Here is a 25,052-nt window from a genome sequence, read left to right on the forward strand (position 1 = left end):
TTAATATGAAAAATATTATCGAGTGGATTTTTTTTACCCAAAGCGGATGTAAAACCCGCGATTTCTCGCTATATCGTCTATAAATCACGCATCATCATCAACGGTGGCGATATATCTCAACTGATTCCCGGACTGCCAGCTCCGGCGTCAACGTCAAAACATTCGGCGGAGAGTCCGGATCCGTCATTCGATACAGCAGTGTATCGATAGCGAGTTCACCCAATGCATCCTTAGGCTGATGAATAGTGGTTAACGGAGGAGAGAGATAGCGCGCCAGTTCTATATCGTCGTACCCCATCACAGCCATATCCTTGGGAATAGACAAACCGGCCTGATGCAACGCTCGGTAAACGCCCACCGCCATCGCATCGTTACAGGCAAAAACGGCTTCCGGCGGTTGATCTAACGTTAGCAACTGCTGCATTGCGCGATAACCGGAGTCAAATTCGAAATCACCTGAGACCTCATAGAAAGGAGAACGAGGTAATCCCGCATCGTCCATCGCTTTCCGGTAACCCTCCAGACGATTGTGCGCCGTGGTTTTATCCAGCGGCCCCGTGATGCAGGCAATACGACGATAGCCTTGCGCTATCAGATACCGTGTTGCGATCTCACCGCCCTGCAGCGAATTGTCTTTAATCACCCCGCCGCACCCTTCAAAAGGCGCCCAGTCCATCATGACCGTCGGCAATGAAGGGTATCGGCTCATGATATCTGGAGAGAGCGCGCTGCTCTCCGAGCACATCAATAGCAGACCATCCACCCGTTTTTGCAGCAGCGTCTCGAGGCTGCGGCTCATGCGTTCGGAGTCGCCTTCGGTATTACATAGGATCAGGCTGTAGCCGCGCTCATAGCAGCTGCGTTCCACGCCGCGCACAACCTCTGCGTAAAAGGGGTTGCTGCTCGCCGTCAACAACATACCGATGGTGTGGGTTTGATTGATTTTCAGACTGCGGGCTAACGCGGACGGCGCATAGTTCAACTGCTTAACCGCCAGCAAGACTTTCCCGCGCACGGTTTCGCTGACAAAACGGTCGCCATTGATAACATGAGACACCGTTGACGTGGATACGCCCGCCACTCTGGCGACATCTTTCATCGTTGCCAAGAATTACTCCTGTTCCCGCAAAAAGGCCTCAACTTCATTACGCCATGGTACTGACGGCTGCCCCCCTCGTCGCGTTACTGCGATCGCAGCGGCAGCATGAGCGAAACGAACGGCCTCCAGCATCGGCTTTTCCTCCAGTAGCGTCGTCAGCAATGCGCCATTGAAGGTGTCGCCCGCGGCAATGGTATCGACAGCCTCTACCTGAAAGCCCGGAATCAGCAGTCCGCGCCCCTGTTCACTCACCCATGCGCCGCGCCCCCCCAACGTGATAATGACGCTGCTCACGCCTTTATCATGCAACACTTGAGCGGCGCGTCGGGCATCATCTTCCGTTTCAACGCGAATACCGGTGAGATGCTGCGCCTCGGTTTCATTAGGAGTGATCATATCCACCAGCGCCAGGAGCTCGTCTGGTAATGGCTGGGCAGGCGCCGGGTTGAGAATGACCCGAGTACGGTGACTCTGGGCCAGCCGGGCTGCGGCAATCACCGTTTCCAGCGGTGATTCCAGCTGCATCAACAGCGCGGATGCCCCCGCAATTTTCTGCTGACACCGCGCCATCACGCCAGAGTCCAAGGCCGCGTTCGCCCCCGAGTGAATGGCAATCATATTTTCAGCATCTTCGTTGACCCAAATCAGCGCCACGCCAGTCGTCTGGCCCGGAACCGCTTCCACGGCGGAAATGTCGACGCGGTCTTCCGCCAACTGCTGACGAATACGCTGACCGATATCGTCGGCCCCCACGCAGGCGATAAAAGCGATATCCGCCCCACAGCGCCCGGCCGCGACGGCCTGATTGGCCCCTTTGCCGCCGAAGGCCACGTTATATTGCTTACCGATCACCGTTTCACCGGGCGAAGGAAACTGCGTCAGATTGAGAATATGATCCGCATTGATGCTGCCCAGCACCACCAGTCTTCCGGCTTTCATAACACGCTCTCCGAATGTATGCGCCGCGTTAAGCCGCGGCGCATCGTCAAGACATCCCTTTGACGTTAGGGTTTGGTCGTTAATTTCAAATCGACGGGGATCACCGCAGGCACCTGTTCACCTTTCAGGACCTTATCCGCCGTTTGAACGCCGATGATACCAATCTGATCCGGTCGCTGAGCCACCGTAGCGGCCAGCTTGCCGCCGTTAACCGCTTTTATCCCATCCTCAGTGCCATCGAATCCCACAACCAGCACATCATTCCTGCCCGCCGTCTGCAAGGCGCGCAGCGCGCCCAGCGCCATTTCATCATTCTGTGCGAACACCGCTTTCACCGTCGGATGCGCCGTCAGCAGATTTTGCATCACGTTTAGTCCCTTAGTCCGGTCAAAGTCTGCCGGCTGGCTGGCCAGAATGTCGAACTGGTGTTGCTTCGCCGACGTCATGAAACCGCGACCACGTTCGCGAGCGGCCGAGGTTCCCGCCAGCCCTTCCAACTGGATGACCTTCGCACGTTCACCCAGCTTATCGAAGATAAAGTCTGCCGCGGCGGCTCCGCCAGCGGCATTGTCCGACGCCACGTGGCTGACGACCTTACCGCTGCTGGAGACGCGATCCAGCGTAATCACCGGAATGTTGGCCTGATTGGCCATTTTAATGGCATTCCCCACGGCATCTGAGTCCGTTGGGTTAATCAGCAACAACCGGGCCCCACGAACAGTCAGGTCCTGCACATTCGATAGTTCTTTCGCCGGATTATTCTGTGAATCTAACACCACCAGGTTGTAGCCCAGCTTATCCGCCTCTTTCTGGACGCCATCTTTCAGTGAAACAAAGAAAGGATTGTTCAAGGTCGACACCACCAGCGCGATGGTCTCTTTGGCCGCCGCCTGAGTGGCAAGCGTTGCGCTCAGCGCAACGGCGGAAATCAACGTCACAAACGTTTTAATTTTCATCTTGAGATTCCTATATAGATGACGGTTATTTATGGCTTTTGTTATCTACCAGGACCGCCAGCAGAATCACGGCCGCTTTGACGATCATTTGGTAGTAAGACGATACGCCGAGCAGATTCAGCCCATTGTTCAAAAACCCAAGAATCAATGCGCCGATCAGCGTCCCCATGACACGCCCTTTGCCGCCCGCCAGGCTGGTTCCGCCCAGAACAACGGCGGCAATCGCATCCAGTTCATAGCCCGATCCCGCCGTAGGCTGCGCGGACGACAGACGCGCGACCTCGATAATGCCCGCCAGCGCCGACAGCAAACCGCACAGCGCGTAGACCGCGATTTTGACCTTATCCACGCTGATGCCGGAGAGGCGCGTCGCCGCTTCATTACCGCCGAGCGCATAGATGTAGCGTCCGAAGCGGGTGTGATGAAGGACATACCATGCCGCCAGAAACACGCCCGCCATCAGCCAGATAGGCGTCGGCACGCCCAGAGGACGCCCAATACCGAACCAGCCCAACACGTCCGCCGACGCCGAGAATCCGGCGTTGATCGGGCTGCCGTTGGTGTAAACCATCGTGACGCCACGCAACAGCAACATCATGACCAAGGTCGCAATAAAAGCCTGGACGCGACCTTTGGCGACAATAAAACCTGTGCCGGCGCCGATAGCTGCCCCCAACCCCAACGCGGCGAACACCGCCACCAGAGCATTCATCTCCATACCGACCAAAGACGCCGCCACTGCGCCGGTTAGCGCCAGCAGCGATCCGACGGACAAATCAATGCCAGAGGAGAGGATCACCAGCGTCATCCCCACCGCCATAATGGCGTTGACCGACGTCTGTTGGAGAATGTTGAACACATTGTTCAGGGTGAAAAAGTTGGGGCTTAGCGCCGACACCACAGCGATGAGGATCAGCAACGCGATCAGCGACTTCTGTTCCAGCAGCCACGCTTTGCCGAACCGGCGCGTTGCGATGATAGTGTGAGTGCTCATATCGGCCTTACTCCTGCTCTATGCTGTAGTGTTGTTTACCGACTGCGGCCGCCATCAGCGCTTCCTGCGTCGCTTCATCGCGGGAGAATTCGCCGCTCAGCCGCCCTTCGTGCATCACGATGATTCGGTCGCTCATCCCCAGAACTTCGGGCATTTCCGACGACACCAGAATGATGCTCAGCCCTTCCTGCTTGAACTGGTTAATCAACTGGTAGATTTCCTTCTTGGCGCCGACGTCCACGCCACGCGTCGGCTCATCGAGAATCAAAACCTTCGGCCGCGTCATCAGTCCGCGCGCTATGGCCACTTTTTGCTGATTGCCGCCGGAGAGCAGTCCGATAGGCTGCTCCATCGACGGGGTTCGGATATGGAACAGGCGGATAAAGTCGCTCACGGCCTGCGCTTCTTCACCGTGTTTCAGCGTTCCGCCGATATAGCTGAAATAACGCAGTGCCGTCAGAGACATGTTTTCCTTTACCGACATACCGAGCACCAGACCGTCGCGCTTGCGATCTTCGGAGATATAGACGATGCCGTTCGCTAAACCGTCCTGCGGAGAGTGGGTCACCACGTCCCGCCCCTCCAGCGTCAGCGTGCCGCCGGTGCGGCGAAGGGCGCCGTAGAGGATTTTCATCAACTCCGTGCGTCCCGCGCCCATCAGACCGGAAACACCGAGAATTTCGCCTTTGCGCAAGGTAAAACTGACCGGCTGAACACCCGGCCCGGAGACCCGATCGACGTTCATCCGGACCGCGCCCGGCGTCTGAGCAAGGCGGGGATATTGATCCTCCAGCTTGCGACCCACCATCATCTCGATCAGCCGCTCTTCTTGCAGATCGCCCACGGGGAGTTCGCTGACGAATTGGCCGTCGCGCATCACCGTCACGTCATCGCAGACCTCGAAGATCTCCTTCAGGCGATGAGAGATGTAAACCAGCCCGCAGCCCTGCGCTTTCAACTCGCCGATGACGCTGAATAAGGAGGCGGTTTCGGTATCGGTTAACGCATCCGTAGGTTCATCCATCACGATGACCTGCGATTTGAAGCTGAGCACCTTGGCGATCTCCACCATTTGCTGATCGCCAATCGACAACTCTCCCACCGGGCGACGGCTGTCATAACGCAGGTTTAACCGCTGCAACAGGCGATCCGCCTCGGCATACATTCGCTTCCAGTCGATGCGGCCCAGCGGCGTCGTGAATTCACGCCCCAGGAAGATGTTTTCCGCGATGGTGAGCTGCGGGATCAAATTCAGCTCCTGATGGATAATGCCGATCCCCGCTTCCTGCGATGCTTTAGGCCCATTGAAGGCCACTTCTTCACCGAGGAAACGCACGCTCCCGGCGTCTTTGCGGTAAATTCCGGTCAGCACCTTCATCAGCGTGGATTTGCCCGCGCCGTTCTCTCCCACCAGCGCCATGACTTTGCCCGGATAAACGTTCAATCCCGCGCCAGACAGCGCTTTAACGCCCGGAAAGGATTTGGTGATGCCGTGAAGTTGCAGTAAAGGTTGCATAGCGGCCTCAGAAAGTGACGCCCGCGCACAGGATGACGTTCGCATAAGGGGAGCACTCCCCGCTGCGGATCACAGCCCGGCTTTGAGCGCTTTGCTGTTTGAATGCGTCATGGGTGACGTAATGAAGCGAAATCGTATTGCCCTGACGTTGTTCAAGCTGCAGTAAATGCTGCAATAGCGCTTCGTGAATACGAGGATTGTTCTCGATGATCTCTTTGGCCAGAATGGCCGCTTCCACCTGCATTTCTTCCGTCACGGCCGCCACGACCTGCAAAAACTTGGGTACGTTGTGGGTGAGCGCCAGGTCGATGCGGAGAGTCTTCTCCGGCACCGGCAGTCCGGCATCCGCGATCGCGATGCTGTCGGTATGCCCCAAACGGGCAATCACCTCGGAAATCGCGGTATTCAGCAACACGCCTTTTTTCATCATTCCCCCTCAGCGAAACGTTTCGCGTGCCCGGATAATGAGCAAACGGGGGTGGGAAGACAATCAAGATGTAGCCGAAATGTGATCGCTATCGAAACGTTTCGCTTACACGATAAAAGCAGGGAGAGAGACCGTAAGAGGGGCGAGAGAAAGTGAGAGGATGTGAAGAGGGGCGGGGAAACCCGCCCAGAAAAGCGAGGCGTTCGAGACGTGTCAGTTCTGGATTTTCTTCACCTGTTTGACATCCAGCTCTGCCGAATTAAAGCCTTTATCCAGCTCGCCTTGCAGCTCCACCTTGTCGGTTGGCGTCACGCTCTGGCCGTTCCAGTACTTGTCGTCAATCTCGGCCGTTATCGTGCCGGTTTCGTCGCGGAACTCATAATCCTCGCTGCCGACGCGGCGTTCAATATGACCACGTACCGTCACCCAACTGTCGTCTTTCAGCTCTTTGGCTTTCGCTACCGTCGTCACGCTACCGTCGGGGCCGGAAAACCCGCCGGCGGAATGTGCCGGGGATGAAGAGGCATTAGGTTCCACAAATCCGCCGGTCTGAGCGGCAAAAGCCGGGGCGGCACACAGGGCGGTGATCGCGAAGAATGCTGCTGTTTTTTTCATAGAAAACTCCTTATTGCCATTGATTGCCGTAGGGTAAAACTGCGTTTCATTTGCCTTACAGCGCCACTAAAACAAAATGTTCTTAACAGGATCTTAAGGATAGCCAATCATTCGTTATCTTTATTCATACGGTGGCCGGCGCCACATTTCCGGCCCTTTGAACTGTTCTCTCTGTACCGATCCCCGATAACATCCCTTCAACGCAAGGTGGGAGAAAATGAGAATACTGCTGATAGAAGACGACCGCCTGATAGGCGACGGCATCAAAGCTGGATTGACCAAGCTGGGCTTCAGCATCGACTGGTTCCAGCAAGGCGAACAGGGGATGCGGGCCTTGCACGCCGCCCCTTACGACGCGGTGGTGCTGGACCTGAGCCTGCCGGAAATGGATGGACTGGTCATTCTGCGACGCTGGCGGCAGGCCGGAGAGTCAATTCCGGTGCTGATTCTGACCGCGCGCGACGCGCTGGAAAACAGGGTTCAGGGATTGCAGGACGGCGCAGACGACTACCTATGCAAACCCTTCGCCCTCACCGAAGTGGCCGCACGGCTACAGGCGCTGATCCGCCGCCGTCACGGCGAGCTGCGGCCAAAGCTCGTCTACGATAATGTGGCGTTAGAACCGGGCACGCGCATCGTCACGGTCAACGATCGTCCCATCGAATTGAAGTCGCGCGAACTGGCGCTGCTGGAGCTGTTCATGATGAACGCCGGTCGGATTCTGACGCGCGCTCAGTTGGAGGAGAAGCTGTACGGCTGGGACGATGACGTCTCCAGCAATGCCGTGGAAGTCCACATTCATCATCTACGCAAAAAGCTGGGCAGCCATGTCATCCGAACTGTCCACGGCGTGGGTTACCGACTGGGAGATGCCCCATGAAGCGTTTGAATCTGCGCCTGCGTCTGCTACTGGGATTCATGCTACTGACGCTGCTGTGCTGGGGCGCGGCGGCCATACTGGCCTGGCAACAGACGCGGCATAATATCAACGAGCTGTTCGATACCCAGCAACTCCTGTTCGCCAAACGGCTAGCCACCCTCACGCCTCAGGATCTCCAACCTCAGGCGCTACCGGCCGCCCGGCAAATCACGAAAAAGGCGCGAGGAGACCAGGACGAGGATGCGCTGGCCTTCGCCATTTTCCGCACTGATGGACTGCGGGTACTGAGCGATGACGATAACGGCAAACGGTTTCTATTCTCCGACTATCGCCACGATGGCTTTACCACCGGCCAATTACACGACGACGATGATCTCTGGCGGCTGGTATGGCTGACCACGCCGGATAAACGCTATGTGGTGGCCGTCGGGCAGGAGGTGGAATATCGTCACGATATGGCGCTCGATATCGTAAAAACCAATCTCACGCCCTGGCTGGCCGCTTTGCCCGTGATGCTGATCTTGCTGTTCCTGCTGGTCACCTATGAGCTGCGGCCGCTGACACATATCGCGCGTCAGCTCGGACAACGTCGCCCGGATGACGAGTCGCCCATCGCCACGCCGCGAGTGCCGCCAGAGGTACGCCCGCTGGTGGATGCGCTGAACGGCCTGTTCGCCCGCATCAATGCCATGCTGACGCGAGAGCGTCGTTTCACCTCCGATGCCGCCCATGAACTACGCAGCCCGTTAGCCGCGCTGAAGGTTCAGGCCGAGGTCGTCCAATTGGCCCATGACGATGAAGAGATGCGTCGACGCGCGCTCGGCCAGTTGGACGCAGGCATAGATCGTGCGACCCGGCTGGTCGATCAGTTGCTGACCCTTTCTCGTCTCGACGTCGACAATGATCCCGCCTCATCGGAAACGGTACATTGGCAGCCGCTGCTTGAGCAGGCCGTCGCGGATCAGACAGAGGAGGCCCGGCGTCAGGGCGTGATGCTGAACCTCAACACGCCGGAAACGCCCGTGGCAACGCCGGGCAATGCGTTGTTGTTAACGCTGTCGGTGCGCAACTTGCTGGATAATGCCATTCGTTATGGCAGCAACGGCGCAAGCGGCGTCGTACGCGTCATGTTAACGATGGAAGGGTTGGAAGTGGCCGACGAAGGGCCGGGGGTACACGAGGAGATTTTGTTGCGATTGGGCGAACGCTTCTTTCGTCCGCCCGGTCAGGAAGCCTCGGGCAGCGGACTGGGCCTGTCGATAGTCAACCGGATCGCCCACCTGCATGGTATGACGACACGGTTCGCTAATCTGCCGGGCGGCGGATTCTCCGCCCAGCTGACCTGGCCGCTAACCCGAAGTCACTAGATTTCCACCTGAATCCCTAGTTCTATCAGCCGGTTAGGCGGAATTTCGAACTGATCGGCGGCTCTCAGCGCGTTGCGGCTCAGCATCATGAACAGCTTGCCGCGACCGCGCAGATACCACGGCCGTTTGCCCATAATCAGCGATTCGTTAGACATGAAGAAGGTCGTTTCCAGCATCTGACAGGTCAGGCCGTCCTGCCAGCAGCGGTGAAATACCTCTTCCACGTTGGGCGTTTCCCGCCACCCGTAGCTGGCGATAACCCGCCAGAAGGATGGGGAAAGCTGTTCGACCGTCACGCGGCGAGCGTTATGCACATACGGCGCGTCTTCAGTCCGCATCGTCAGCAGAACCACGCGTTCGTGCAACACCTTGTTATGTTTCAGGTTATGCAACAGCGCAAAGGGAATGACGTGCGTTGCGCGGGAGAAGTACACCGCCGTGCCCGGCACCCGCACCGGCGGGTTTTTCTCCAGCGAAGCGATCATCGCCTCCAGCGAGTTGCCGTGCTCATTCAGCCGTCTCATCAGACGGAAACGCTCGCTCTTCCAGGTGGTCATGATGACAAACATCACCAGCCCCAGCGCCAGCGGCAGCCAGCCACCGGAGAAAATTTTCACGGCGTTGGCCAGGAACATCGGTATGTCGATCATCAGCAGTACCGCCAACATCAGGTAGACCACGTAGCGATACCAGTGCCAGTTCTTAACGGCGACAATACACACCAGAATGCTGGTCAGCACCATCGTCCCGGTCACCGCAATCCCATACGCCGCAGCCAGTCGGCTTGAGTGTTCGAAGCTGACGATCACCAGTACAACCGCCACGTACAGTAGCCAGTTGATCACCGGAATATAGATTTGCCCGGACTCCATATCGGAGGTGTGCACAATCTTCATCGGCGGCAAATAGCCAAGACGAACCGCCTGACGGGTGAGGGAGAAGACGCCGGAGATTACCGCCTGCGAAGCGATGATCGTCGCTAAGGCGGCCAGCACCAGCAACGGGATCAGCGCCCAGTCAGGTGCCAGCAGGAAGAAGGGGTTTTTGATGGCTTCGGGATCTTTCAGCAGCAGCGCGCCCTGACCGAAGTAGTTGAGTATCAACGACGGCAGCACCACCAGGAACCAGGCAATGCGGATAGGCAATTTGCCGAAGTGTCCCATGTCGGCATACAAGGCTTCGACCCCGGTGATAGCCAGCACCACTGCGCCCAGCGCAAAGAAGGACACCATCTTATATTTGATGAAGAAATTCACGGCCCACATCGGGTTCAGCGCCTGCAAGACCTGCGGATGGTCGATCACGCTGCGTGCGCCGAGAATGCCGAGCGTCAGGAACCACACCAGCATCACCGGCGCGAACAAACTCCCCACGCGCCCAGTGCCGTGTTTTTGGATCATGAATAAAAGCGTTAGCACCGCGATGGAGACGGGGACGATATAAGATTCCAACGAGGGCGCGACGATATCCAACCCCTCTATCGCCGACATCACTGAGATAGCCGGTGTTATGACGACTTCGCCGTAGAAAAAGCTGCCGCCGATCAACCCCATAATAACGACTATCGCCGTGACCCGGTCCGAGGTGTTGCGCCCGGCCAGAGACATCAACGTCAGTATGCCCCCTTCTCCGGCGTTGTCCGCCCGCATGACGTAACTCAGATATTTCATCGAAACGACTAAGACCAACAGCCAGAAAATCAGTGACAGAAATCCATAGACGGAATCTGCTCCCACACCGAAACCGAACTGCCCGGACAAACATTCCCTAAGCGTATAGAGAGGACTAGTACCGATATCACCGTATACCACTCCTATTGCTGCCAACGTAATCGCTGGCAATGGACGTTTATGTTCTGAATTCATAAACCCTATCTTCTATAGTCCATTAGCACATAGAACCACCCGGATGTTGAGCGGCCCCAAAAACGCTCAGTATGCACAAATCACGCTAAAAGCCCATTTTTAAAACCTGCCTTCTCGTTTCGTTTACAGGACAATTATTGATTAACGCGGCTAACAATGCCCATAATCAGCTAATAATTCTTCAGCCAGACTGCTAATCTCGAACAGTGATTGACGGCAATGATGGATAAATAATGATACAACCCACCGCGCTGGCTGACCGAATCGCCCGCCTGAGCCAAGCCCTCGAACACGGCCTGTACGAAAGACAACATGCCATACGCTTATGCCTGCTGGCCGCGCTTAGCGGAGAGAGCGTCTTTTTACTTGGACCGCCAGGGATTGCGAAAAGCCTGATCGCCCGCCGGCTGAAATATGCGTTCAGAGACTCCCGGGCATTCGAATATCTGATGACGCGCTTTTCCACGCCGGAAGAAGTCTTCGGACCGTTGTCGATTCAGGCGCTGAAAGATGAAGGACGCTACCAGCGTCTGACCTCCGGCTACCTGCCTGAAGCGGAAATCGTTTTTCTGGATGAAATCTGGAAGGCGGGTCCGGCGATACTGAACACCCTCCTGACCGCCATCAACGAACGCCGCTTTCGCAATGGCGACAGCGAGGAACCCATCCCCATGCGCCTGTTGGTCACCGCCTCTAACGAACTGCCGGAAGCCGACAGTAGTCTGGAAGCGCTATACGACCGTATGTTGATCCGCTTGTGGCTCGGCCGCGTGCAAGATAAACAGAACTTTCGGGCCATGCTGACCACCAGCGGTGGGGAACGCGATAATCCGGTCAGCGACGCCCTTAGCATCAGCGGCGAAGAGTATGTGCAGTGGCAATCGCTCATCAATCAAATAACGTTGCCGGATGCGTGTTTCGATTTGATTTTCCAACTGCGTCAGCTGCTGGACTCGCAGGAAAATGCGCCCTATGTCTCCGATCGCCGGTGGAAAAAAGCCATTCGCCTGCTTCAGGCCTGCGCCTTCTTCAGCGGGCGGGATAACATCACGCCGGTAGACATCATTCTGCTCAAAGATTGCCTGTGGCACGACAACACCTCGTTCGATTTGGTCAAACAGCTGATGAATCAGCTGATGACCGAGCACGCCTACCAGCAACAGACGCTGCTTTATCGGCTTCAGCAACTTAATCTCGAACGGCAACAGTACGAACAGCAGCAGAGTGAACTGCAGGCCTTTCGGGTGGAAAAACAGAGTAATTTCTTCGCCCGTAAACCACACTATACGCTGCCTGAAACCGTTACTGACGAGACTCTGACGCTGGTGCTGCAAACCCCGCTGGTACTGAATGAACGCACGGTCACCCATCTGGTCTTCGAGACCAAGGCGTTGTCGCACTGGCTGAATGCCGGAGGCGAAATCCGCGCTAAACTCAACGGCCTTGGATTCGGGCAACGCATCGATATGAAAGTCGACGACGCCCAGCATCTGGTGGTTCATGACATCAGCCTCCAGAGCACCACACTTTCATTGCCGGACAAAAACAACATCAAGCTGCCTGAGTCTTTGGTGCAGCAGTACGACACGCTCAAACTACAGCTTAAGGAACAACAGCGCCGCTTCGCGCAGCATCAGCCTTGTCTATTCATCCCTAAAGAGTGGTTCGCGCGGATTGAAGAAAGCCTGCGGCTGGTCGATGAACAGATAGAACAGTCTCGACAGGAGTAACCCCCAATGCTGACGCTGGAATCGCTGGAGCTCCTGCTTTCTATTGATGAAAACCATCTCCTGGACGATATGCTCGTCACGCTGCTGTCGACGCCGCAACTGGCGATGTTCTTCGAAAAGCATCCACGGCTCAAATCCGCCGTCATGAACGATCTCCCCAAGTGGAAAACGCTTTTGCAACAGCGGCTCCACACCACTGCGGCCCCGGAAGAGCTCGAAAAGGAAGTCGCGGGATACCAACAGGCGCTGGCCACTAGCCGGCATACTTTGCCATCCCGCATGCCGGAGCTGATGACTCTGCTGAAAGAAGTCAATTCGCCGTTTCTGGCTCAAGCGGACAAACTACGCCACTCGCCGGATACCTCCGACCATGAGATGACGGCGGGATTACACGCGCTGTTTATCCAGCGCTGGCGCGCCAGCCTGACACAGCAGACGCTGGAACTGCATCATCGAATCGTCGATCAGGAGCGGGATACCCTTTTGGAGGAGTTGCAGCAGCGTCTCACCGTCACCGAATCACTGATTCCGGTGCTGGCGGAAAACGATACCGCCGCCGGCAGGCTATGGGACCTCAGCGCCGGAAAACGCCTGACCCCGGCTCTGCAACCGCTGCTCGCCACCAGCGCCTTCTTGCAACAACAGCCCGAACTCCGGCAACTGGCGGAACGCCTGGGCCGCAGCAATGAAACTAAAACAGTGCTGAGTCAGACGACGCCGCTCGAAGCGTTCAAGGTGATGATCCGCGAGCCGTCCCTGACGCCGGAACAGGTCAGCGGCATCCACCAAAGCGACGACATCCTGCGACTGGTCCCCACGGAACTGTCGACGCTTGGCGTCGACGAGCTGGAGTACGAGTTCTATCGCCGCCTGGCGGAACACCGACTGCTCACTTACCGGTTGCAGGGGGAAGGCTGGCGCGAGAAGATCCAGGAGCGTCCAGTCGTTCATCAGAATCAGGAACAGCAGCCGCGCGGCCCCTTCATCGTCTGCGTGGATACCTCCGGCTCAATGGGCGGTTTTAACGAACGCTGCGCCAAAGCCTTCTGTCTGGCGTTGATGCGCGTCGCGCTGGAAGATAACCGTCGCTGCTACATTATGCTGTTCTCGACGGGCGTCGTGAGCTACGAGCTGACGTCCGCCAACGGTCTGGATGAAGCAATTCGTTTTCTCAATCAGTCGTTCCGCGGCGGTACAGATATGTCGGACTGCATCGCCGCCCTGCTGGATATCATGGCCAGTCAGCAATGGCAGGATGCGGATGCCGTCATGATCTCGGACTTCATCGCCCAGCGTCTTCCCGAGCCGTTGGTTGAGGAAGTGCGGCGGCGCCAGCGTCAATATCACCATCGTTTTCATGCGGTGGCGATGTCCGATCACGGGAAACCGGGGATCTTAACGATTTTCGACCATATCTGGCGTTTCAATACCGGTCTGAAAAGTCGTTTGCAACGTCGTCTGCATCACACGAAAAACTGAACGTCCGCTCGGCTTTTTTCCGACGCGGCCGTGATAGACGTTGCTTCAACCCACCATTCGCAGTAAAACGCAGAAACAGACAACTTTAGAGACGTGATATGGCCGACACCTATTCAATGGACGAACTCGACCGCAGTATCCTCGGCGCGCTAATGGAAAATGCGCGTACGCCCTATGCGGAGCTCGCCAAGCAGTTCACGGTCAGCCCCGGCACCATCCATGTCCGGGTAGAAAAAATGAAGCAGGCAGGCATCATCGTCGGCACGCGTCTGGACGTGAATCCTAAACAGCTGGGCTACGACGTGTGCTGTTTTATCGGCATTATCCTGAAGAGCGCCAAAGATTACCCCTCCGCGCTCGAAAAGCTGAATAACCTGGAAGAAGTGGTGGAGGCCTATTACACCACCGGGCACTACAGCGTGTTCATCAAGGTGATGTGCCGCTCTATCGACGCGTTGCAGGACGTACTTATCAACAAGATCCAGACTATTGATGAAATTCAGTCCACGGAGACCCTGATCTCCCTGCAAAACCCCATAATGCGGACTATAGCGCCCTAACCTTTTTTTCCTATCCCCCTATTATCCACAGGTAGATCCCACGAAAATCACAGCGTACAATGTCCCGTCTTTTAATCCGACGGGATCGTGTATGACCCATATCACTCTTATTAGCGGTAGCACGCTTGGCAGCGCGGAGTACGTCGCAGAGCATTTGGAAACCCTGCTGCAACAGGCTGACTTCTCCACCACGCTGCTGCATGGCCCTGAACTCAGCGAAGTGCCTACGCAAGGGTTATGGCTGGTGATCACCTCTACGCACGGCGCGGGCGACCTGCCCGACAATCTGAAAACGTTGTTCGAAGAAATAGAGGCGAGTAAACCCGATCTCTCGCAGATCAGGTTTGGCGCTATCGGGATCGGCAGTAAAGAGTACGACACATACTGTGGCGCGATCCTGACAGTCGATCGCATTTTGCAGGATCGTGGGGCGAAAAGGATCGGTGAAATCCTCAAGATCGACATTACTGAACACGAAATACCCGAGGATCCAGCGGAAGAATGGGTGGGATCGTGGATTAATTTACTCAGATAACGCCTTTTTTTACACCTTTATCTGTGGATAAAACACGTTATATCACGGGTAAAACCGGTAGTTATCCCAATAACAACTACTGGTTGTTTTCTAGCCTGTGCATAAAGTCCCATTCAGATCCCAGCTTATACGGTGTGGGATCACCGATCTTTCACAGCTAATGATCCCGCTTAATCGGTTGATCATTCTCGCTTATTTTGGCTTATCCACAGATAGGGTCGATCCTAATAAGAGATCTAATAAAGAGATCTTTAAATAAAAAGATCTTTCTTTAATTACCTGACGATCAACCGCGCTTGGTCGTTCGAACAAACTTGAGTAGAATCCCCCACCCCAGGGCCGTAACGATCGTTCGCAACCACGCGAGGTGCAGTACCATGTTTTATCCAGATCCTTTTGACGTCATCGTGATCGGCGGAGGTCATGCCGGCACAGAGGCCGCAATGGCTTCCGCTCGAATGGGACGTCAAACCCTTTTACTGACGCATAACATTGATACGCTAGGACAAATGTCATGCAATCCAGCCATAGGCGGGATCGGAAAAGGACATCTGGTCAAAGAGATCGACGCCATGGGCGGCCTGATGGCAAGCGCCATCGACCAGGCGGGTATTCAGTTTAGGATACTAAACATCAGCAAAGGGCCTGCCGTACGTGCGACTCGTGCTCAGGCAGACCGCGTTCTGTATCGGCAAGCGGTAAGAACGGCGCTGGAAAATCAGGAAAACCTGACGATCTTCCAGCAGGCCGTTGACGATCTGATCGTGGAAAACGATCGCGTGGTGGGCGTCGTGACCCAGATGGGCCTGAAATTCCGCGCCAAATCCGTCGTCCTGACCGTCGGAACTTTCCTTGACGGCAAAATTCATATCGGAATGGATAACTACAGCGGTGGCCGTGCTGGCGATCCGCCGTCCATTCCGCTCGCCAAACGTCTGCGGGAGTTGCCGCTTCGCGTCGGTCGCCTGAAAACAGGAACGCCGCCCCGTATCGACGCGCGCACCATCGACTTCAGCGTGCTGGGGCAACAGCATGGCGACAACCCGATGCCAGTCTTCTCCTTCATGGGAAGCGCCAGTCAGCATCCGGCGCAGATGCCTTGCTACATCACGCATACCAACGAACATACGCATGAGGTGATCCGCAATAATCTGGATCGCAGCCCGATGTACGCGGGCGTCATCGAAGGCATCGGTCCCCGTTACTGTCCATCGATCGAAGACAAAGTCATGCGCTTCGCCGACCGCAATGCTCACCAGATTTTCCTGGAGCCGGAAGGGCTAACCAGTAACGAGATTTATCCGAATGGCATTTCCACCAGCCTGCCCTTCGATGTGCAGTGGCAGATTGTTCGCTCAATGGCCGGGATGGAAAACGCACGCATTGTTCGTCCGGGCTACGCGATCGAATATGACTTTTTCGATCCGCGCGATCTCAAACCGACGCTCGAAAACAAATTTATCCACGGCCTGTTCTTCGCCGGCCAGATCAACGGCACGACCGGTTACGAAGAGGCCGCCGCTCAGGGCATGCTGGCAGGGCTCAACGCCGCGCGACTGGCCTTCGAGCAGGAAGGGTGGATGCCACGTCGCGATCAGGCCTATATCGGCGTGCTGGTGGACGATCTCTGCACGCTGGGTACGAAAGAGCCGTACCGCATGTTCACTTCGCGAGCGGAATATCGTTTGATGCTGCGTGAAGACAACGCTGACCTGCGTCTGACCGAACAAGGTCGGGAACTTGGCATGGTCGACGATGTACGCTGGGCGCACTTCAACGAGAAGCTGGAGAGCATCGAAAAAGAGCGTCAGCGCCTGCGCGATGTTTTCGTCCACCCGCATTCTGAGCAGGTCGCCCAGATCAACACGCTGCTGAAAGCGCCGCTGTCGCGTGAAGCTAACGGCGAAGATTTGTTGCGTCGCCCTGAAATCGACTACGCGCTGCTGACCCAACTGCCGATGTTCGCTCCGGCGCTGGCCGACGCCAAAGCGGCGGAACAAGTCGAGATTCAGGTCAAATACGAAGGTTACATCGCCCGTCAGCTGGAAGAAATCGAGAAACAGCAGCGTAATGAAAATACCTTGCTGCCGGCTGAGCTGGACTATCGTCAGGTCAGCGGACTCTCGAACGAAGTGGTCGCTAAGCTTAACGATCACAAGCCGGGGTCGATCGGCCAAGCGTCCCGTATATCCGGCGTCACGCCTGCCGCCATTTCCATTTTGCTGGTGTGGCTGAAAAAACAAGGGATGCTGCGCCGCAGTGCCTAAAAGAGCGCGTCCGACCGCATGAAGTCGGCCGCGCTTCATCATGTCTATCAAGCTAACAGAACGAAAAACCAGGATTTTTGCGTGCTTACGAAATTAAACCACCTGCTGGACAGCGCTGGCATAACGTTGACCGATCGCCAGAAAACGCAGTTGATCCAGTATGTCGAACTGCTGAACAAGTGGAACAAGGCCTACAATCTGACTTCGGTGCGCGACCCCGACCAAATGCTGGTGCGACACATCATGGATAGCCTGGTGGTAGAACCTCATCTGGAAGGGCAACGTTTCATTGATGTCGGCACCGGTCCCGGCCTGCCTGGTATTCCGTTGGCCATCATCCGCCCTGATTCTCAATTCGTTCTGCTAGACAGCCTGGGCAAGCGCGTACGCTTTCTGCGCCAGGTGCAGCATGAGCTGCGGTTGGAAAACGTTGAACCGGTACAGAGCCGCGTTGAGGACTTCCCCGCAGAGCCTGCGTTTGACGGCGTCATCAGCCGCGCCTTCGCTTCGTTGCAGGATATGGTTGAATGGTGTCACCATCTTCCCGCCCGTCCCCAAGGGCGTTTTTACGCCCTTAAAGGCGTACTCCCCGATGACGAACTGCATGCGCTGCCGGACGGCATTTCCGCCGAGTCGATCGTGAAATTGAGCGTGCCCGAGCAGGAAGGGGAACGACATTTGGTGATTTTGCGTCAGCTTTAATGTTGTTTTTTATCAAATAAGCACGAAGTAATTGCACTTTTCATCCGATAGTCTGGGGCGTGCGCGTGATAAATTAGCGGCCTCAGTAATTTTTAATGCGATGTTACACAGCGGTGTCTTTAATGCATTTTGACGAGAAGACGGGATGTGTTTTTTTTGAACAGTCCGGCAATCTTGGTGCCGTTTTTAGTGACGGATATGTGTTAATGATGTGAGATAAAATTATCCGGAATGTCAATAACCGGTTTTCGCTGTGGTTTTGTTATGTTTGCTGAGTGTTGGTTTTTAACTATTTGAAATTAAATAAATAAAAATAGCTATTTTTGCTAAAGACAAAAAAAAAGCCGATCGTATATAAAACTCTGCAACGCGTTTTTTGTGAGTAATATCACACAATGTAGCTGATTTAGTGCTGGTTTTATTAAAGTCGTGTTAACGGCATAGTTAGTAAAAATAAGGCTTCTGAAATAAATTTAAATAATCGTTCACCTTTTGGCTACTTATTGATTGAATTCGCTTGGCTGAAACGTATAATTTGCTCGTTTTTTGCTGCTTGACTCGATGCTCTAAAGGCAGTTTTATACGACTTTATTCAGCATACCTCTGAGAAAAGGTACGGGGAGAGCAAGCGTCATGTCTGTACCCCTTTACAATGGGAAAGTCGCGCTGCATTCGTTGCTGATACAATGCGTGGTGATGTTGGCGTTAAGCGCTATTTTTGCCACGGTCAGCCAGAAAGCGGCGGTTTCCGCATTAGGCGGGGGATTGGCAGCCTGGTTGCCGAATATGGTGTTTATGCTGTTTGCCTTACGGCAGAACATGCAGACACCGTCAGCAGGACGCATTGCCTGGTCATTTGCTGTGGGCGAGGCGCTGAAAATGCTCTTCACCATTGCATTGTTGGTGGTGGCGTTAGGCGGGTTCCATGCGGCGTTCCTTCCGCTTGGCCTGACATACTTGTCGGTGTTGGTTATCCAGATCGTGGCACCCGCTGTCATTAACCGTTACCGTAGTTAACAACAAAAAGGGTAAGAGACATCATGTCTGCTTCAGGAGAAATCTCTACTCCGCAAGAGTATATCGGCCATCATCTGACGCATTTACAGGTGGGTTCGGGCTTCTGGGCGATCAACATCGATTCGATGTTTTTCTCAGTCGCTCTTGGCATACTCTTTCTGGTTATCTTTCGTTCAGTCGCTAAAAACGCAACCAGTGGCGTGCCTGGCAAGCTGCAGACCGCAGTTGAGCTGGTCGTAGGTTTCGTTGATAGCAGCGTGCGTGATATGTATCACGGCAAGAGCAAATTGATTGCTCCTTTGGCGCTGACCATTTTCGTCTGGGTTTTCCTGATGAACTTTATGGACCTGCTGCCGATCGATTTGCTGCCGCAAATTTGGGCGAAGATTTATAGCGCCGCCGGGCACGATCCTGCCCATGCTTATTTGCGCGTAGTACCTTCTGCCGACGTGAACATTACGCTTTCAATGGCGTTAGGCGTTTTCATTCTGATTCTGTTCTACAGTATCAAAATGAAAGGCGTGGGCGGCTTTGTCAAAGAGCTGACACTGCAGCCGTTTAATCATCCTGTCTTTATTCCTGTCAACCTGATTCTTGAAGGTGTCAGCCTGCTGTCCAAACCGGTTTCACTGGGTTTGCGACTGTTTGGCAACATGTATGCGGGTGAGTTGATCTTCATCCTGATTGCCGGCTTGTTGCCGTGGTGGTCTCAATGGTTGTTGAATGTCCCCTGGGCCATTTTCCATATCCTGATCATTACGCTTCAGGCTTTTATTTTCATGGTTCTGACGGTTGTTTATCTCTCGATGGCATCTGAAGAGCATTGATTTTCTTTCAACACAATAACGTTTTAACTGAAACAAACTGGAGACTGTCATGGAAAACCTGAGTGTGGATCTGCTGTACATGGCTGCCGCGTTGATGATGGGTTTGGCGGCTATCGGTGCTGCGATCGGTATCGGCATTCTGGGTGGTAAATTTTTGGAAGGCGCTGCACGTCAGCCCGATCTGATTCCTCTGCTGCGTACACAGTTCTTTATCGTAATGGGTCTGGTGGATGCAATCCCGATGATCGCTGTGGGTTTGGGTCTGTATGTGATGTTTGCGGTCGCCTAAACAAGCTTGTGCTTGTCAGGTGATGGAACATCAACCATTTAACTTACGAAGAGGCATTGTGCTGTGAATATTAACGCTACAATCCTCGGCCAGGCCATTGCGTTTGTCCTGTTTGTCCTGTTCTGCATGAAGTACATATGGCCGCCGATTATGGCTGCCATTGAGAAGCGTCAAAAAGAAATTGCCGACGGTTTGTCTTCTGCAGAACGCGCCAAGAACGATCTGAACCTAGCGCAGGCCAATGCGACCGATCAACTGAAGAAAGCTAAAGCGGATGCTCAGGTCATTATTGAGCAGGCGAATAAGCAGCGCGCTCAGATTCTGGAAGAAGCGAAAGTGGAAGCAGAAACGGAACGCAACAAAATTGTGGCGCAGGCCCAGGCTGAGATTGACGCTGAACGCAAGCGCGCTCGCGAAGAGCTGCGTAAGCAGGTCGCCTCGCTGGCCATTGCGGGTGCCGAGAGAATCATTGAACGTTCCGTGGATGAAGCTGCTAACAGCGACATCGTCGATAAACTGGTCGCTGAACTGTAAGGAGGAAGGGGCTGATGTCTGAATTTGTCACGGTAGCTCGCCCCTACGCCAAAGCAGCTTTTGACTTTGCCGCAGAACACCAGGCGGTTGAACACTGGCAGTACATGCTGGCATTTGCTGCAGAAGTAAGCCGAGATGAACTGATCGCTGAACTGCTTTCCGGCGCTGTCGCGCCGCAAACGCTGGCGAATACTTTCATCGAGGTATGCGGTGATCAACTGGATGATGCGGGCCAAAACCTGATTAGGGTTATGGCCGAAAACGGGCGTTTACCGGTGCTTCCTGAAGTACTGGAACAGTTTGTTCAACTTCGTGCGGCACAGGAATCGACAGTTGATGTCGAGGTGATTTCCGCCACGACGCTGAACGAGCAGCAGCTATCTAAGATAGCGGTTGCGATGGAACAACGTCTGTCACGTAAAGTGAAGCTGAATTGCAAAATTGATAAGTCTGTTATGGCCGGCGTGATCATTCGCGCAGGCGATATGGTGATAGACGGCAGTATTCGTGGTCGTCTGGATCGTCTGGCAGACGTCTTGCAGTCTTAAGGGGACTGGAGCATGCAACTGAATTCCACCGAAATCAGTGAACTGATCAAGCAGCGGATTGCTCAGTTCAATGTTGTGAGCGAAGCTCATAACGAAGGTACTATCGTTTCCGTCAGTGACGGGATCATCCGCGTACACGGTCTGGCCGATGTCATGCAGGGGGAAATGATTTCCCTGCCCGGAAACCGTTATGCCATCGCACTGAACCTGGAGCGCGACTCCGTAGGTGCTGTGGTGATGGGTCCGTATGCGGACCTGGCCGAAGGCATGAAAGTAAAATGTACCGGTCGTATTTTGGAAGTGCCGGTAGGCCGCGGCCTGCTGGGCCGAGTGGTCAACACACTGGGTGCGCCTATCGACGGTAAAGGTCCGGTAGAGCACGACGGTTTCGCCGCTGTTGAGGCGATTGCGCCGGGCGTTATCGAGCGTCAGTCTGTCGACCAGCCGGTTCAGACCGGTTACAAATCCGTCGATGCGATGATTCCGATCGGCCGCGGTCAGCGTGAGCTGATCATCGGCGACCGTCAGACCGGTAAAACCGCGCTGGCCGTTGATGCCATCATCAACCAGCGTGATTCCGGTATCAAATGTATCTATGTCGCTATCGGTCAGAAAGCCTCCACCATTTCCAACGTGGTTCGCAAACTGGAAGAACATGGCGCGCTGGCTAACACCATCGTGGTTGTGGCTACGGCTTCCGAATCTGCCGCTCTGCAGTACCTGGCGCCTTATGCTGGTTGCGCCATGGGCGAATATTTCCGTGACCGCGGTGAAGATGCGCTGATCATTTACGATGACCTGTCCAAACAGGCTGTCGCTTATCGTCAGATTTCTCTGCTGCTGCGCCGTCCGCCGGGTCGTGAAGCATTCCCGGGCGATGTGTTCTATCTGCACTCCCGCCTGCTGGAACGCGCCGCGCGCGTCAACGCCGAGTACGTAGAAAAATTCACCAACGGTGAAGTGAAGGACAAAACGGGTTCTCTGACGGCGCTGCCGATCATTGAAACTCAGGCTGGGGACGTTTCCGCGTTCGTACCGACCAACGTCATTTCCATTACCGATGGTCAGATCTTCCTGGAATCCACCCTGTTCAACGCCGGTATTCGTCCTGCGGTTAACCCGGGGATTTCCGTATCCCGTGTGGGTGGTGCGGCTCAGAGCAAGATCATGAAGAAACTGTCCGGTGGTATTCGTACCGCGCTGGCACAGTATCGCGAACTGGCGGCGTTTTCTCAGTTTGCTTCCGATCTGGATGATGCAACGCGTAAACAGCTGAACCATGGTCAGAAAGTGACTGAACTGCTGAAACAGAAACAGTATGCGCCGATGTCTATCGCGCAGCAGTCTCTGGTGCTGTTCTCGGCAGAACGCGGTTACCTGGAAGACGTTGAGCTGTCTAAAGTGGGAAGTTTCGAAGCGGCGCTGTTGGCCTATGCCAGCCGTGAGCACGGCGAACTTCTGCAGCAGATCGACCAGACGGGTGCTTATAACGATGAAATCGAGGGTCAATTCAAAACTATCCTCGATACCTTTAAAGCAACCCAGTCCTGGTAATTGCCCGCGGTCTGCCTCACGGCAGACCGCTAGGCTATTGAGGAGAAGCTAAGATGGCCGGCGCAAAAGAGATACGTAGTAAGATCGGAAGCGTCCAGAATACGCAGAAGATCACTAAAGCGATGGAGATGGTCGCCGCTTCCAAAATGCGTAAATCGCAGGATCGTATGGTGGCCAGCCGTCCTTATGCTGAAACTATTCGCAAAGTGATTGGTCACCTTGCGTTAGGTAATTTGGAATATAGACATCCGTACCTGGAAGAGCGCGAAGTGAAGCGCGTCGGGTATTTTGTCGTGTCTACAGACCGTGGCCTGTGTGGTGGCTTGAATATTAACCTGTTCAAAAAGCTTCTGGCCGAGATGAAAGAGTGGGGCGACAAGGGCGTTGAAAGCGATCTGGCGCTGGTCGGGTCGAAAGGCGTCTCTTTCTTCAATTCCGTTGGCGGAAACATTGTCGCTCAGGTAACGGGGATGGGCGATACCCCCAGCCTGTCTGAATTGATCGGATCGGTAAAAGTCATGCTGCAGGCCTATGACGAAGGTCGTCTGGACAGGCTGTATGTGGTGAGCAACAAGTTCATCAATACCATGTCTCAGGAGCCTCAGGTGGTTCAGCTTCTGCCTCTGCCCCCGGCGGAAGACAGCACGCTGAAGAAGAAATCCTGGGATTACCTGTATGAGCCGGACCCTAAAGCACTGCTGGATACCCTGCTGCGCCGCTATGTGGAGTCTCAGGTTTATCAGGGCGTCGTAGAGAACCTGGCCAGCGAGCAGGCCGCGCGAATGGTTGCGATGAAGGCCGCCACCGATAACGGCGGCAATCTGATTAAAGAGCTGCAGTTGGTATACAACAAGGCTCGTCAGGCCAGCATCACTCAGGAACTCACCGAGATCGTCGGGGGAGCCTCCGCGGTTTAAGCAGGTTTACGAATTACGTATTGTCGAATTACGTAGAGGATTCAAGATGGCTACTGGAAAGATTATCCAGGTAATCGGCGCCGTGGTGGACGTCGAGTTCCCTCAGGATGCCGTACCGAAGGTGTACGATGCGCTTGAGGTTGAAAACGGTGCTGAAAAACTGGTGCTGGAAGTACAGCAGCAGTTAGGCGGCGGCGTTGTTCGTTGTATTGCAATGGGTTCTTCCGACGGTCTGCGTCGCGGTCTGGACGTTGCTAACCTCGGTCACCCTATCGAAGTGCCGGTCGGTAAAGCGACGCTGGGTCGTATCATGAACGTACTGGGCGAGCCGGTCGACATGAAGGGCGACATCGGCGAAGAAGAGCGTTGGGCTATCCACCGCGAAGCGCCGGACTATGAAGACCTGTCCAACTCTCAGGAACTGCTGGAAACGGGTATCAAGGTTATCGACCTGATGTGTCCGTTCGCCAAAGGCGGTAAAGTCGGCCTGCTTGGCGGCGCGGGTGTGGGTAAGACCGTCAACATGATGGAACTGATCCGTAACATCGCTATCGAGCACTCGGGTTATTCCGTGTTTGCGGGTGTAGGGGAACGTACTCGTGAGGGTAACGACTTCTATCACGAAATGAGCGAATCCAACGTACTGGATAAAGTGTCCCTGGTATATGGCCAGATGAACGAGCCGCCGGGTAACCGTCTGCGCGTGGCACTGACCGGCCTGACCATGGCGGAAAAATTCCGTGATGAAGGTCGCGATGTTCTGCTGTTCGTCGATAACATCTACCGTTATACGTTGGCAGGAACCGAAGTATCCGCACTGCTGGGCCGTATGCCTTCCGCGGTAGGCTACCAGCCGACGCTGGCGGAAGAGATGGGTGTGCTGCAGGAACGTATCACTTCCACGAAAACCGGTTCCATCACGTCCGTACAGGCCGTTTACGTCCCTGCGGATGACTTGACCGACCCGTCGCCAGCCACCACCTTTGCTCACTTGGATGCAACCGTGGTTCTGAGCCGTCAGATCGCCTCTCTGGGTATTTACCCGGCCGTTGACCCGCTGGATTCTACCAGCCGTCAGCTGGATCCTATGGTGGTCGGTCAGGAACACTATGATGTCGCTCGTGGCGTGCAGTCCATTCTGCAGCGTTACCAGGAACTGAAGGACATCATCGCGATTCTGGGTATGGACGAACTGTCTGAAGAAGACAAGCTGGTGGTATCCCGTGCTCGTAAGATCCAGCGCTTCCTGTCTCAGCCGTTCTTCGTGGCAGAAGTGTTCACAGGGTCTCCGGGTAAGTTCGTCTCTCTGAAAGATACCATCCGTGGCTTTAAAGGCATCATGGACGGTGAATACGACCACCTGCCGGAGCAGGCGTTCTACATGGTTGGTTCCATTGACGAAGCCGTGGAAAAAGCCAAGAAACTGTAACGCCTT

At 55.0% G+C, this 25,052-nt stretch carries 24 protein-coding genes; 16 read left to right on the forward strand and 8 right to left on the reverse strand.

From position 1 onward, the window contains the following. Positions 1-97: 97 nt before the first annotated feature. From rbsR to AU511_RS04555, 7 genes are all read right to left on the reverse strand, one after another. Complete coding sequence (gene rbsR, locus AU511_RS04525) at positions 98-1,108, reverse strand: ribose operon transcriptional repressor RbsR (protein ID WP_205756416.1); 1,011 nt, start codon at positions 1,106-1,108, stop codon at positions 98-100. 3 nt (positions 1,109-1,111) lie between these two features. Continuing rightward, complete coding sequence (rbsK, locus tag AU511_RS04530) at positions 1,112-2,038, reverse strand: ribokinase (protein WP_094108917.1); 927 nt, start codon at positions 2,036-2,038, stop codon at positions 1,112-1,114. Positions 2,039-2,103: 65 nt separating this feature from the next. Continuing rightward, positions 2,104-2,994 (reverse strand): ribose ABC transporter substrate-binding protein RbsB, encoded by an 891-nt coding sequence (gene rbsB, locus AU511_RS04535; protein ID WP_094099933.1) that lies wholly within the window; start codon positions 2,992-2,994, stop codon positions 2,104-2,106. Positions 2,995-3,019: 25 nt separating this feature from the next. Next, positions 3,020-3,988 carry a ribose ABC transporter permease gene (rbsC, locus tag AU511_RS04540; protein WP_094108918.1) on the reverse strand — a complete coding sequence of 323 codons (969 nt, stop codon included), beginning with the start codon at positions 3,986-3,988 and terminating at the stop codon, positions 3,020-3,022. Positions 3,989-3,995: 7 nt separating this feature from the next. Continuing rightward, positions 3,996-5,504, reverse strand: a complete 1,509-nt coding sequence (gene rbsA / locus AU511_RS04545; protein WP_094108919.1) for a ribose ABC transporter ATP-binding protein RbsA — start codon at positions 5,502-5,504, stop codon at positions 3,996-3,998. A gap of 7 nt (positions 5,505-5,511) precedes the next feature. Continuing rightward, positions 5,512-5,931: a D-ribose pyranase gene (rbsD, locus tag AU511_RS04550; protein ID WP_094108975.1), complete on the reverse strand. Its 420-nt coding sequence runs from the start codon at positions 5,929-5,931 to the stop codon at positions 5,512-5,514. A gap of 213 nt (positions 5,932-6,144) precedes the next feature. After that, on the reverse strand, positions 6,145-6,546 hold the full coding sequence (locus AU511_RS04555) for a YgiW/YdeI family stress tolerance OB fold protein (RefSeq protein WP_094099936.1): 402 nt from the start codon (positions 6,544-6,546) through the stop codon (positions 6,145-6,147). A gap of 217 nt (positions 6,547-6,763) precedes the next feature. Between AU511_RS04555 and qseB the strand changes: the two genes are divergently transcribed. Both qseB and qseC read left to right on the forward strand, forming a co-directional pair. Continuing rightward, positions 6,764-7,426, forward strand: coding sequence for a quorum sensing response regulator transcription factor QseB (qseB, locus tag AU511_RS04560; RefSeq protein WP_094108920.1), 663 nt, complete (start codon positions 6,764-6,766; stop codon positions 7,424-7,426). Beyond that, positions 7,423-8,793 (forward strand): quorum sensing histidine kinase QseC, encoded by a 1,371-nt coding sequence (qseC, locus tag AU511_RS04565; protein WP_094108921.1) that lies wholly within the window; start codon positions 7,423-7,425, stop codon positions 8,791-8,793. The genes qseB and qseC overlap by 4 nt, the downstream gene beginning before the upstream one ends. Here the strand turns inward: qseC and kup are convergent. Continuing rightward, positions 8,790-10,658: a low affinity potassium transporter Kup gene (kup, locus tag AU511_RS04570; protein ID WP_094108922.1), complete on the reverse strand. Its 1,869-nt coding sequence runs from the start codon at positions 10,656-10,658 to the stop codon at positions 8,790-8,792. The two genes, qseC and kup, sit on opposite strands and share 4 nt — an antisense overlap. A 233-nt stretch (positions 10,659-10,891) precedes the next feature. Between kup and ravA the strand changes: the two genes are divergently transcribed. From ravA to atpD, 14 genes are all read left to right on the forward strand, one after another. Next, on the forward strand, positions 10,892-12,388 hold the full coding sequence (gene ravA, locus AU511_RS04575; RefSeq protein WP_094099940.1) for an ATPase RavA: 1,497 nt from the start codon (positions 10,892-10,894) through the stop codon (positions 12,386-12,388). A gap of 6 nt (positions 12,389-12,394) precedes the next feature. Continuing rightward, positions 12,395-13,867, forward strand: a complete 1,473-nt coding sequence (gene viaA, locus AU511_RS04580) for an ATPase RavA stimulator ViaA (protein ID WP_094108923.1) — start codon at positions 12,395-12,397, stop codon at positions 13,865-13,867. A gap of 98 nt (positions 13,868-13,965) precedes the next feature. Next, entirely contained in the window at positions 13,966-14,427 is a 462-nt protein-coding gene (asnC, locus tag AU511_RS04585) for a transcriptional regulator AsnC (protein WP_094099942.1), read from the forward strand. 91 nt (positions 14,428-14,518) lie between these two features. Then, positions 14,519-14,962 (forward strand): FMN-binding protein MioC, encoded by a 444-nt coding sequence (mioC, locus tag AU511_RS04590; RefSeq protein WP_094108924.1) that lies wholly within the window; start codon positions 14,519-14,521, stop codon positions 14,960-14,962. A 377-nt stretch (positions 14,963-15,339) separates the two neighbouring features. Further along, the gene (gene mnmG / locus AU511_RS04595) at positions 15,340-17,229 is read left to right on the forward strand and encodes a tRNA uridine-5-carboxymethylaminomethyl(34) synthesis enzyme MnmG (RefSeq protein ID WP_094108925.1); all 1,890 of its coding nucleotides are present in this window, start codon (positions 15,340-15,342) and stop codon (positions 17,227-17,229) included. A gap of 81 nt (positions 17,230-17,310) precedes the next feature. Continuing rightward, positions 17,311-17,931, forward strand: a complete 621-nt coding sequence (gene rsmG / locus AU511_RS04600) for a 16S rRNA (guanine(527)-N(7))-methyltransferase RsmG (RefSeq protein WP_094099945.1) — start codon at positions 17,311-17,313, stop codon at positions 17,929-17,931. 633 nt (positions 17,932-18,564) lie between these two features. Continuing rightward, the gene (gene atpI, locus AU511_RS04605) at positions 18,565-18,948 is read left to right on the forward strand and encodes a F0F1 ATP synthase subunit I (protein WP_094108927.1); all 384 of its coding nucleotides are present in this window, start codon (positions 18,565-18,567) and stop codon (positions 18,946-18,948) included. 23 nt (positions 18,949-18,971) lie between these two features. Then, positions 18,972-19,775 carry a F0F1 ATP synthase subunit A gene (gene atpB, locus AU511_RS04610; RefSeq protein ID WP_085650609.1) on the forward strand — a complete coding sequence of 268 codons (804 nt, stop codon included), beginning with the start codon at positions 18,972-18,974 and terminating at the stop codon, positions 19,773-19,775. Between the two features lie 49 nt (positions 19,776-19,824). Next, entirely contained in the window at positions 19,825-20,064 is a 240-nt protein-coding gene (atpE, locus tag AU511_RS04615) for a F0F1 ATP synthase subunit C (RefSeq protein ID WP_005976545.1), read from the forward strand. A 63-nt stretch (positions 20,065-20,127) separates the two neighbouring features. Next, positions 20,128-20,598, forward strand: a complete 471-nt coding sequence (gene atpF, locus AU511_RS04620) for a F0F1 ATP synthase subunit B (RefSeq protein ID WP_026738608.1) — start codon at positions 20,128-20,130, stop codon at positions 20,596-20,598. Positions 20,599-20,612: 14 nt separating this feature from the next. Next, positions 20,613-21,146 carry a F0F1 ATP synthase subunit delta gene (atpH, locus tag AU511_RS04625; protein WP_094099946.1) on the forward strand — a complete coding sequence of 178 codons (534 nt, stop codon included), beginning with the start codon at positions 20,613-20,615 and terminating at the stop codon, positions 21,144-21,146. Positions 21,147-21,158: 12 nt separating this feature from the next. After that, positions 21,159-22,700 carry a F0F1 ATP synthase subunit alpha gene (gene atpA / locus AU511_RS04630; protein WP_026738606.1) on the forward strand — a complete coding sequence of 514 codons (1,542 nt, stop codon included), beginning with the start codon at positions 21,159-21,161 and terminating at the stop codon, positions 22,698-22,700. A 53-nt stretch (positions 22,701-22,753) separates the two neighbouring features. Then, complete coding sequence (gene atpG, locus AU511_RS04635) at positions 22,754-23,617, forward strand: F0F1 ATP synthase subunit gamma (protein WP_027063777.1); 864 nt, start codon at positions 22,754-22,756, stop codon at positions 23,615-23,617. 46 nt (positions 23,618-23,663) lie between these two features. Further along, positions 23,664-25,046: a F0F1 ATP synthase subunit beta gene (gene atpD / locus AU511_RS04640; protein WP_094099947.1), complete on the forward strand. Its 1,383-nt coding sequence runs from the start codon at positions 23,664-23,666 to the stop codon at positions 25,044-25,046. Positions 25,047-25,052 lie beyond the last annotated feature (6 nt).

Source organism: Lonsdalea iberica (assembly GCF_002111585.1).
GTDB classification, from domain to species: Bacteria; Pseudomonadota; Gammaproteobacteria; order Enterobacterales; family Enterobacteriaceae; genus Lonsdalea; species Lonsdalea iberica.